Source organism: Thermoflexus sp., from assembly GCF_034432235.1.
GTDB lineage: Bacteria > Chloroflexota > Anaerolineae > Thermoflexales > Thermoflexaceae > Thermoflexus.
Genome location: NZ_DAOUCJ010000116.1, coordinates 1 through 10,465, shown reverse-complemented (window position 1 = coordinate 10,465; position 10,465 = coordinate 1). Strand labels below are relative to the sequence as shown.

Genomic DNA, 10,465 nt, shown 5'->3' with positions numbered 1-10,465 from the left:
CCGCCATCCCACGCCGGATCCCCGCCCCGCGGGCCGAACCTCTCGATAAGGGGGTCATCGAATTGGGCTCCTCCAATATCTTAAGATCCAGTGCTTTTGATTATAAGCCAGAAAGCTCGGTCGGGGTGGGGCGAGTGGTTTCGCTGCACGCCCACGGGGTGGTTGAGCTCCCATCGGAATGGGCGAATGGCCAGGGGCTATCCCGCTGCTTCCGGAGGCGGTCCCATCACCCGTCGGAACGGTAGAGGGGGTTCCCTCCCCATACCTGTTGCCAGTAATGATACAGCAGGATGCCAGCGGCGACGGCGACGTTCAGGCTGGGGACTGGGAGGGCCGTCTCGATATGGACCTGAGGCGCCCGCCAGAGCAGGGAGTTGGGAACCCCGAAGGAAGGATGCCCCAGGATCAGGAGCATGCGAGGGGGGAATGAGAAAGCCTGTAGAGGAATGGAAGAAGGGGTCTTTTCCGCGATCACCGGCTCGTAGGGGCATGCCCCGCTTTCCATCCACATCAGGAAATCGGCGACCGAGGGGAAATGTTCGATCCGGATGAAGGCGTCGGTGGCGCAGGCTGTGGCGCGCTCCCAGAGCGGGGAGCCGATCACCAGCAGGCGCTCCGCGCCCCATGCCACTGCGTTTCGGCAGATCAATCCCACGGTTTTGTCCCCCTCCCCCAGGCTGAAGGCCGCAACGGCGTAGGGGAGGCGCGGGAGCCCGGCCAGCGCCTGCAGACGCTGGCGGCGGGTCTCCTCTCGAACCCAGAACTCTCCAGCTCGGGCTGGCCGCTTCATCATCCACCGTCCGCTCTGGACAGATGCCGTTGGGCTTCCGGGAGAGCAGCCGCTTCCCTATCCTCTTCTCATCGATTCATCCCCCCGCCGGCCCGGTTTCCCCTTCCAGGAGCGGCTTCAGGAGCGCGCGGCGTTCCGCTTCCCATCGGGCGATCCAGGCCCGCTCCTCGTCCGTCAGCGTCGCCCGCAGGAGAAGGTCCGGGCGCCGCTCCCAGGTGCGCCGCAGGGATTGCATCCGCCGCCAGCGGGCGATGGCCGCATGGTGGCCGGAGCGCAGGATCTCGGGGACCTCCCACCCGCGGTAGACCGCGGGGCGGGTGTAGTGGGGGTGTTCCAGCAGGCTTTCCGCGAAGGAATCGTGGCGAGGGGCCTCTGGATCCCCCAGCACCCCGGGCAGCAGGCGGACCACTGCATCGATGATCACCAGGGCGGCTGGTTCCCCACCGGTCAGGATGAAATCCCCGATGGAGATCTCATCCGTGACCAGGTGCTCCCGCACCCGCTCATCCACGCCTTCGTAATGCCCGCAGATCAGCACCAGCCGGGGGTAGCGGGAAAGCTCCCAGGCCACTTCCTGGGTGAAGCGGCGCCCTGCGGGATCCAGGAGGATGATGGGGATCTCCTCCCGCGCGTCGGGCGGGGCATCCGAGAGGATGTGCTCCACCGCGTCGAAAATCGGCTCCGGCCGCATGACCATCCCCCCGCCGCCCCCGTAGGGGGTGTCGTCGGTCACGCGGTGGCGCCCCAGCCCGAAGGCCCGCAGGGAATACACCTCGATCTGAACGCGGCCCGTCTCCTGCGCCCGCTTCAGGATGCTCACCCGCAGGGGGCTCTCGAAATATTCCGGAAACAGAGTCACCACATCGATCCGCACGGTTTCTCCCTCGGGACGGGCGCTTCGCTGCGCCTTCACTCCGTCACCACCGGGATGATCATCGGCCGGCGGCGGGTGTGGCGGTAGAGATAATCCGCCAGGGCGTTCTGGATGCGGTGGGCCAGGGCCTGACGGGACTTCCCCTCCCCGTTCGCCGAGCGCACCGTCTCGATGATCAGCTCCTCAGCGCCGGCCAGCAGCTCCTCCGCCTCGCGGGCGAAGGTGAAGCCGCGGGTGATCAGCTCCGGCCGTCCGATGAGCCGGCCCGTCTTCGGATCCCGCCGCACGATGGCCACCACGAATCCCTCCCGGGAAAGCACCTCCCGCTCCCGCAGCACCTCCGGGCCGATATCCCCGACCAGCGCCCCGTCCACGAACACATAGCCGCCCGGCACCCGCTCCACCACCCGCCCCTGGCCGTCCCGGAACTCGATCACCCAGCCGTTTTCCACCGTGAAGATGCGCTCCGCCGGGATGCCCAGCTCCATCGCCAGGCGGGCATGGGCCTTGAGGTGACGGATCTCCCCGTGGATGGGGATGAAATACTGGGGCCGGACCAGGTTGATCATCAGCTTGAGCTCCTCCTGGCTGGCGTGGCCCGAGACGTGGACCGGGGCGATAGGATCATACAGCACATCGGCCCCCCGCTGGAAGAGGCGGTTGATGGTCCGATGCACCATCTCTTCGTTGCCCGGGATCGGGTGGGCCGACAGGATCACCGTGTCGCCCGGGACGATCCGGAGCTGGGGATGCTGGCCGACCGCCATGCGGGCCAGGACCGAAGAGGGCTCCCCCTGGGCGCCGGTGGTGACGATCACCACCTGGTGCGGCGAATAGCGATCCACCTCGTCCAGGCGGATCATGACCCCGGGCGGGATCTCCAGGTAGCCGAGCTTCTGGGCGATCTTCACGTTCTCCAGGATGCTGGTCCCGGCGAAGGCCACCTTGCGGCCGTGGCGGAGGGCCGCCTGGATCACCTGCTGGAAGCGGGAGATCAGCGAGGCAAAGGTGGCGACGATGATGCGGCCCTTCGCCTGGCGGAAGACCGCGTCGAAGGCCGCATCGATCACCCGCTCCGATGGGGTCCACCCGGGTCGATCCGCGTTGGTGCTGTCGGAGAGCAGAGCCAGGACCCCCCGCTTGCTGAACTCCGCGAGGGTTGCGAAATCCGTCGGCTTGCCATCCACCGGGGTCTGGTCGAACTTAAAGTCGCCGGTGTGGACGATCAGGCCCGCCGGGGTGGTGATCCCCAGCCCCACCCCATCGGGGATGCTGTGGCAGACCCGGAACAGCTCCACCGTGAACGGCCCGATGGTCAGGCGGTCACCGGCCTGGACCGTGTGGAGGGTGACGCCCTCGGTGACCTTTGCCTGCTTGAGCTTGACCTCGATCAACCCCCGGGTGAGGGGCGTGGCGTAGACCGGCGCCGGGATCTCGCGGATCAGGAAGGGGAGGGCCCCGATGTGGTCCTCATGGCCGTGGGTGACCACGATCGCCCGCACCCAGGCCTTTTTGTCCCGAAGATATTGCCAGTCGGGGATGATGAAATCCACCCCCAGCATATCGTTCTCCGGGAACATGATCCCGGCGTCGATGATCAGGATGTTGCGGCCATATTCGATGGCCATCATATTTTTGCCGATCTCGCCGAGCCCCCCCAGGGGGACAATCCGTAAAACCTGTGCCATTGAACCGGTCTCCTGATTCAGATTGCGATTCGATTTATTTTTATCCCTTTTCCTTCGTGACCCAAAGGGCCCTAAGATCCGAGCCCAGCCCGGGATGTCCTCAAACAAAAAGGCCGCCAGCGCCCCAGCGGGCATCCGGCGGCCCCATCCCGAACCATGGATATGGAACGACCCTGAACATCCACCCTTCTAATCGTATCCGCAAAACCGGGTTTCGTCAATCTTCCGGCGCCGGGCGCCAGGGCTTTTCGAATCCAGATAGGAGGTGGAGGGAGAAGGTGGGGGGGTACCCCCCTTAGAAAGCCCTGGCCGGCCTCCGGGATGCGGGAACCCTTCAGAGCCCCTCCGGGGCCGAACGGATGCGGGGTGGCGTTCCCACGCTGCGGTCTGAGGTATAATTCATACGTGGAGGGGTGGCCGAGTGGACGAAGGCGGGTGACTCGAAATCACCTGTGGGCCTCGGAAGGCTCACCGCGGGTTCGAATCCCGCCCCCTCCGCTCGTGCGGGCGTAGCTCAGACGGTAGAGCGCCTCCCTGCCATGGAGGAGGCCGCGGGTTCGAGTCCCGTCGCCCGCTCTGCAGCTCGGAAGGGCCAGGCGTCCCGTTTCCCCGCTTTGGGATTGCTTGACAAATTCAGAAAATTAAAATATATTGTGTGTGAAAAAACCAATTTAGGAAGTGCCCCATGGGAATTCTATTGTGGATCGTCTTCGGTCTGATTGCTGGCGCTTTGGCGAAGTTCATTATGCCTGGCCGGCAAGGCGGAGGGATTATCCTGACCATTGTGCTGGGCATTGTAGGAGCGGTGGTCGGGGGGTTCATTGGCACCCTGCTGGGCTTCGGAGGCATCAGCGGGTTTGATCTGCGCAGCCTGGCCCTCGCGATCGTGGGCGCGTTGGTGGTGCTGTTCTTGTATGGGATGTTCGTGGGTCGAGGCCGCTGATCCAGCGGAGGCAGGGACGTCATGGCTGGGACATTCCGAAGAGGACGACCCTAAGGCCCCAGGGCAGCGGACCGCCTGACGGCTCCAGGGATCCCAGGGGCAGGGCATCCGGCCGAGCGTTGGAGCATGAAGACTCCATGGGCTGGTGGATGTCCTGCCCTTTCGTGTTTGTCTTAGGGCATTTCAGAGGAGGTTCTGGTGGCCACGCCGCTATCCGAGGATGACCGGGCTTTGATCGAAGCAGCGCGGCGGATCATCGCGCTGCGCTTTCAACAAGGGCGGCATCACGTCGGCTGTGCGTTGCGGACGCGCTCGGGGAAGATCTTCTCGGCGGTCCATCTGGAGGCCACCGTGGGCCGTATCGCCGTTTGCGCCGAAGCGATCGCCATCGGCATGGCGGCGGCTGCGGGCGATACAGACATCGAGTCCATCGTGGCGGTGAATCGCCATGGAGAGGTTGTGCCTCCGTGCGGGATGTGCCGCGAGCTGATATCCGATTACGCCCCCGCAGCAATGGTCATCGTCCCGGGGAAACACGGAGAGGAAGCCGTCCCCATAGCCGCCCTGTTGCCGAACAAATACACGCGCACCGTTTCGTCTCGGCCCCCAAACGCCCCAAGCGGTTCCCCATTCCCAGGGAGGTAAGTCTGGGACCGGTCAGGGGCAGGTCGATGCGGATCGAACCCCCTGCATTGGAGAATTCGAGGTTCGCCCCGGCCAGGCCGCGCATCTCCTCAAAAATGGAGGACTTGGATGGAGCAGGCCAATCGCTCACGGGTCCGCATTCGGAGGGCTGTCCCCGAGGACGCGCTGGGGATCGCGCGAGTTCGGGTGATCACGTGGAAGGCGCAGTATGCCGGGATCGTCCCCGCGGAATACCTGGCCCAGCTCTCCCCGGAGGAGGATGCTCCCCGCTGGCGACGGACGCTGGCGCATCCGGCGCCCGGCCAGTTCATTCTGGTAGCGGAAGATCAGGCGCAGATCGTGGGCTTCGCTGCCGCGGGCCCCGAGCGCACTGGAGATGAGGTATACCGGGGGGAGGTCTACGCGATCTATGTGCTGCCTGAGCATCAACGACAGGGCATCGATCGGCGGTTGATGAGCATATGCGCAAGGGAACTTCTCCGAGATGGCATCGATACGCTCCTGGTCTGGGTGCTCGAAGCGAACCCGGCCCGCCGGTTCTACGAGCAATTGGGCGGCGAACTCGTTCGAACGGGTTGGATGGAAATCGGAGGGGCCCGACTTCGGCAGCTGGGATATGGATGGAGGGATCTTCATATTCTGATCCGGCGATGACAGGCGCTGGGCTATCCTCGCATCCTCGCAAGACACAGGGGTCCGCAACTTCCCGGTGGACCATCGCTACGGGGATCCGCATCGCTTCGATGGGGATAAGGACGGGATCGGGTGTGAGCGGTGAGAGGAGGGGGAAATGGACGCGAAGCGTCCGGATCCGATCCGCCGGTTGGTCTACTGCTTCTCCTCGGAGGCCGTTCCATTTTCGGGAGAGGCGAACGCGGGCCTGGAGGAAGTTCCGGGCCTGCTGGAGCGGGCCCGACAGCATGGGATCGAGGTGGAGGAGGTGGATCTTTCGAGGCGGGGCGAGGCGGAGCGGAGGGCGCTCTACGAGCAGGCTGCTATGGCGGCGGTGAGGGGCCGCTTTGAGATTCGCAGGATCTTTGGCTCCCGCCGGCGCGGATATGGGCCTGATTTCGGCCGGGAGGTGCCGGCCCTCCTGGTCTATCGGGGCGAGGACGGCTTCCCGGCCGAGGTCTATCCGTGCCGCCGGAGGGGCCGGGTGATGCCCATCCGGGATTTCCTGAAGGGGCTGCCGGAGGCGGAGATCGCCTGAAGGGCCCTGGAGGATCTCATCCGGCATCAGCCGCGGTGGGCGGCGTATTGGGAGCGCCTGGTGGCCATCGCGCTATGTCAGGGGGCGGCCTGCCACGACCTGGATGGGCGGGGGTGAAAGACTTCGACGTCTGGCTCTTCTTCGCGGAGATCCCCGGCCAGCCTTTTCCTTATCGCTGGCATGCCCGGCGTGACTTTGGTCCCTCGCGGTTCGGCCGGACGCCAGGGTTTTGGGGCCTCGGGCGGCGGGTGGACGTGCTGGGGCGCTCCCTGGAGATCTCTTCAGGCGAGGATCCAGCGCAGGCGCTTTCCGGGTATCTGGAGAGCCGAAAGAAATCCGCACGCCACCTCCGGGAGAAAGCGGCCGTTCTCCTCTATCCGCCGGAGCGGCTGGGGGAGATCGTGTGGAAAGGGCGGTGCGGATCCGGGTAGCGGCCCGAGGGACCTTGCTACCGGAGCTCGCTGAATTTACCATGGCTTCCAACCGAAAAGCGCCTCGCCCGGTGGCTGGACCGGCGAGGCGGCAGCGCGGGGCGGAGGGGCGCCTGAAAAAGGGGAAACGCCTGCCTTCGAAGCTCGAAGGGGCGCCGGCCCAGCAGCCCCGCCGGATCGCCCCGCTGGCCCGGAGGGACCATGGAGCTTCGCGTCGGCGATCGCGTGCGGATCGAGCCCTTCCCCGAGGAGGCCGAGATCTTCAGGCTCGAAGACGAGGGGGCCCACCTGGTGGTAGGAGTCGTTTTCTACCCCTCCAGGCGGGCGGAGATACTGGTCCTGGGCCGGGAGGAGCTCGCCCGTCGGGTGCGCCGGATCCCCGCCCTCTGGGAGGATTTCGCCTCCGGCGCCATCCCCCGCGACGTTTTCCTGCTCTTCGCCGAGGCCCTTCGCATGCGCTTGGCCCATGCCTTCGACCCCCACTACGCCGTCAGCGTCACCCAGGTGGACCTCCTGCCCCATCAGGTGGACGCCGTTTACCGCCACATCCTCCCGATGTCCCGCATCCGCTTCCTCCTGGCGGACGACCCCGGCCTGGGCAAGACCATCATGGCGGGCCTCGTGCTCAAAGAGCTCAAGGCCCGTGGGGTGGTCCACCGCACCCTCCTGGTGGTGCCCGCCCACCTGCAGGATCAGTGGCAGCGGGAGATGAAGGATTGGTTCCGCGAGGACTTCGTCCCCCTGCGCCGTGATATCCTGAACAGCCTCTACTCCACCGACTTTTTCGACCGCAACCCCCAGGTGCTGGTCTCCATGGACCTGGCCCGACGGGAGGATGTCCGGGAGGTCCTGGCCCGCCAGCGCTGGGACCTGGTGATCGTGGACGAGGCGCACAAGTTCTCCGCCACCCGCTACGGGCAGAAGATCGACAAGACCAAGCGCTACCAGCTGGGCGAGGCCCTGGCCGCCCGGACCACCCACATGCTCTTCCTCACCGCCACGCCCCATAAAGGCGATGACCACGCCTACTTCCTGCTGCTGAGCCTCCTGGAGCCCCGCCTCTTCGCCGATCCGGAGCAGCTCAAGCAGGCCGCCCGGTCCGAAGGGCTTCCTTTCGTGTTGCGCCGCACCAAAGAGCAGGTCACGGATCTGGAAGGAAGACCTCTCTTCCGCCGGCGGGAGGTCAAAAGCATCGGCGTCTCCCTCACCGAGACGGAGAGGCGCTTGTATGAGGCGGTCACCGCCTACGTGCGCCGCTGGTATGCCGCCGTCTCCGGCAAGACCGACCGGCGCAGCCGCAACGTGGCCCTGGCCCTCACCGTGCTGCAGCGCCGCCTGTCCTCCAGCCTCTTCGCGGTGCGGGAGTCGCTGCGCCGCCGCAAGGCCAAGCTGCAGATCCTCCTCCGGGAGTGGGAGCGCCGCCTGCAGGAAGAGGAGCTGCCGGAGTGGGATGAGGAGACCCCGCAGGATCTGGCGGAGATGACCGCGGGGGAATGGGAGAGCTTCCAGGAGCGGCTGGAGGGGATCACCGCCGCCCAAACGCCGGAGGAGCTGCGGGAAGAGCTGGAGGAGCTGGACCAGCTCATCCGCCTGGCCCTGGAGGCCGAAAAGGCCGGGGAGGAGGCCAAGGCCCAGGAGCTGCGGCGGGTGGTGGAAGCGCACCTCCGCCACAACCCCGACGAGAAGCTCTTGATCTTCACCGAGTTCAAAGACACCTTAAGCGCCCTGGAGCGCCGGTTCCGGGAGTGGGGCTTCCCCTGCGCCATCATCCACGGCCAGATGAACCTCCAGGCCCGCATCGACCAGGAGCGCCGCTTCCGGGATGAGGTCCAGGTCATGGTCGCCACCGACGCCGCCGGCGAGGGCCTCAACCTCCAGTTCTGCCGCCTGATGATCAACTACGACCTCCCCTGGAACCCCAACCGTCTGGAACAGCGCATGGGGCGCATCCACCGTTACGGTCAGAAGCGGGATTGTTACGTCTTCAATATGCTCTACCCGGAGACCCGCGAGGGCCACGTGCTCCAGCGCCTCATGGAGAAGCTGGAGCGGATGCGCCAGCGCCTGGGCGACACCGTCTACGACGTCCTCGGCGCCCTGCTGGAAGGCGTCCGCCTGGAGGAGCTCATCATGCAGGCCATCCTCAAGGGGGAGGAGCCCCAGCTGGAGCGGGTCCTCGATGTGGATCTGGAGGCGCGCCTGGAGGAGTTCCGCCGGACCCTGGAGGAGAACGCCCTGGCCGGCCACCACATCGATCTCTCCGCCGTCCGGAAGGACGCGGCCGATTCGCTCCTGTGGCGGCTTGTCCCCTGGGATGTCGAGCGCTTCACCCGCCTGGCCGTGCGAACCGTCGGCGGACAGTTCGCCGAGGACCGGCGTCATCCCAAGGTCTTCCGCCTCAGCGTCCCCCGGGAGTTCCTCAAGCAGCACGGCTTGCTGAACGAGGCCTTCGCGCGGGGCCTGCGGGTGGCCTTCGAACGGGAGATCGCCCGCCGCGCCGACGCCGAGTTCCTCGCCCCCGGCCACCCCCTCCTGGACGCCTTGGCGGACCACTTCCTCTCGCGGGAGCGTCCGGTCCGGGCGATCCTTGTGGATGAGAAAGGGCGCCATGGGATCCTCTGGCTGTATCGGGCGCGGCTGCAGGACGGCCATGGCCGGCCGGTCCTGGAGCGCCTCATCGCCCTCTTCCACGATCTCCCCAGCGGCGAGATCCGGACGGTCGACCCGCGCGTGCTCTGGGAGCTGGAGGAGCCGGATCCCCTCCCGAAGGGCAGCCCCCTGCCGGAGGACCTGCCGGCCATCCTGCGGGAGGCCGGCGAGCGGGTCCAGCGGCGCGTGCGGGATCAGCTGAGCGCGGTGCAGGCGGAAGCTCGGGCGCGGCGCGAGCGGGAGAGCGCCATCAAGAAACGCTGGCTGGAAGCCTCCTATGCACAGCTCATCCGGGAATCCCAGGAGAAGCTCTGGGACTACCACCGCCGCCGCGAGGCCGGCGAGGACATGGAGGCCGCCATCCGCCAGGAGGAGCAGCGCCTGAAAGAACTCCTGGATGAAAAGAAAAAGCGCCTCGAGGAGCTGGAAAAGGAGCGGGACATCCTGGTCCTGGAGCCAGAGCTGGAGGCCGTCGCCCTCATCGTGCCCAAACCGCCCTCCCCGCCGGCAGCGCCGCCGGAGGGCGCGGTGGAGCAGCCCCTCCCGCCCGAGGAGGAGCTCAAGCGTCGGGTGGAGGCGGCCGGCATGCGGGCGGCGATGGACTATGAGCGCCAGCAGGGGCGCGAGCCCCGGGATGTGAGCGCACAGTTCCTCGGCTACGACATCGTCTCCCACGGGCCGGAGGGGACGCGCTACATCGAGGTCAAGGCCTTCACGACCACGGGTCCCCTGGAGCTCACGCCCCACGAATGGCAGATGGCCGAGCGCCTGCAGGACGCTTATTGGGTCTACGCGGTGGAGAACGCCCTGACCGAACCTAAGTTGCACATCATCCAAAATCCCACCGCTTACCTGAAAGCGCAACCTGTCACGGGTGTGATTAAAATTGTTGTATACGACTGGAAAGAGGTGACGCGGGGATGAATCCTGAACGGCTTCGCCAAATCATCCAGCAGGGCGAAAACTTGGATGTGGAGTTCAAGGGCGAGAAGCAACGCCAACTGTCAGACGATGACATCGTCCGCCTCAATGCCCTCTGGCAGGAGCGAAGCCTGACGACCGCTCAGGCTTCCAGGCTCTTACAATAGAAACCCTGCTCCCTCTCCGAGAACTCTCCGCCGAGGCGCGGCGCGAGAAGGCCATCCGCCACGGGCACATCTCGACACTGCATGTCTGGTGGGCGCGGCGCCCGCTGGTGGTGGCTCGGGCTGCCGTGCTGGGCGCACTCCTCCCCG

11 protein-coding genes and 2 tRNA genes are annotated in these 10,465 nt (G+C 66.2%); 10 read left to right on the top strand and 3 right to left on the bottom strand.

From position 1 onward, the window contains the following. Nucleotides 1–226 precede the first annotated feature (226 nt). The 3 genes from VAE54_RS14240 to VAE54_RS14230 form a co-directional block, all read right to left on the bottom strand. On the bottom strand, nucleotides 227–790 hold the full coding sequence (locus tag VAE54_RS14240) for a TrmH family RNA methyltransferase (RefSeq protein WP_322802640.1): 564 nt from the start codon (nucleotides 788–790) through the stop codon (nucleotides 227–229). Between the two features lie 76 nt (nucleotides 791–866). Next, on the bottom strand, nucleotides 867–1,664 hold the full coding sequence (gene trmD, locus VAE54_RS14235; RefSeq protein WP_416223822.1) for a tRNA (guanosine(37)-N1)-methyltransferase TrmD: 798 nt from the start codon (nucleotides 1,662–1,664) through the stop codon (nucleotides 867–869). 35 nt (nucleotides 1,665–1,699) lie between these two features. Further along, on the bottom strand, nucleotides 1,700–3,352 hold the full coding sequence (locus VAE54_RS14230; protein WP_322802638.1) for a ribonuclease J: 1,653 nt from the start codon (nucleotides 3,350–3,352) through the stop codon (nucleotides 1,700–1,702). Nucleotides 3,353–3,759: 407 nt separating this feature from the next. Between VAE54_RS14230 and VAE54_RS14225 the strand changes: the two genes are divergently transcribed. The 10 genes from VAE54_RS14225 to VAE54_RS14720 form a co-directional block, all read left to right on the top strand. Further along, nucleotides 3,760–3,850, top strand: a tRNA-Ser gene (locus VAE54_RS14225). Between the two features lie 5 nt (nucleotides 3,851–3,855). Further along, a tRNA-Gly gene (locus tag VAE54_RS14220) sits at nucleotides 3,856–3,928 on the top strand. 109 nt (nucleotides 3,929–4,037) lie between these two features. Further along, nucleotides 4,038–4,295, top strand: coding sequence for a GlsB/YeaQ/YmgE family stress response membrane protein (locus tag VAE54_RS14215; RefSeq protein WP_322802637.1), 258 nt, complete (start codon nucleotides 4,038–4,040; stop codon nucleotides 4,293–4,295). Between the two features lie 198 nt (nucleotides 4,296–4,493). Beyond that, the gene (locus tag VAE54_RS14210; RefSeq protein ID WP_322802636.1) at nucleotides 4,494–4,940 is read left to right on the top strand and encodes a cytidine deaminase; all 447 of its coding nucleotides are present in this window, start codon (nucleotides 4,494–4,496) and stop codon (nucleotides 4,938–4,940) included. A 108-nt stretch (nucleotides 4,941–5,048) separates the two neighbouring features. After that, the gene (locus VAE54_RS14205; RefSeq protein WP_322802635.1) at nucleotides 5,049–5,594 is read left to right on the top strand and encodes a GNAT family N-acetyltransferase; all 546 of its coding nucleotides are present in this window, start codon (nucleotides 5,049–5,051) and stop codon (nucleotides 5,592–5,594) included. A gap of 55 nt (nucleotides 5,595–5,649) precedes the next feature. Then, a complete protein-coding gene (locus VAE54_RS14725; protein ID WP_416223821.1) occupies nucleotides 5,650–5,718 on the top strand; it encodes an excalibur calcium-binding domain-containing protein in 69 nt (22 codons plus the stop codon). A 12-nt stretch (nucleotides 5,719–5,730) separates the two neighbouring features. Continuing rightward, nucleotides 5,731–6,150, top strand: coding sequence for a hypothetical protein (locus VAE54_RS14200; RefSeq protein ID WP_322802634.1), 420 nt, complete (start codon nucleotides 5,731–5,733; stop codon nucleotides 6,148–6,150). A gap of 113 nt (nucleotides 6,151–6,263) precedes the next feature. Continuing rightward, nucleotides 6,264–6,581: a hypothetical protein gene (locus VAE54_RS14195; RefSeq protein ID WP_322802633.1), complete on the top strand. Its 318-nt coding sequence runs from the start codon at nucleotides 6,264–6,266 to the stop codon at nucleotides 6,579–6,581. 201 nt (nucleotides 6,582–6,782) lie between these two features. Then, nucleotides 6,783–10,154: a helicase-related protein gene (locus tag VAE54_RS14190; protein WP_322802632.1), complete on the top strand. Its 3,372-nt coding sequence runs from the start codon at nucleotides 6,783–6,785 to the stop codon at nucleotides 10,152–10,154. Between the two features lie 160 nt (nucleotides 10,155–10,314). After that, a partial coding sequence (locus VAE54_RS14720) for a DUF1156 domain-containing protein (RefSeq protein ID WP_416223820.1) occupies nucleotides 10,315–10,465 on the top strand: 151 nt, incomplete at its 3' end.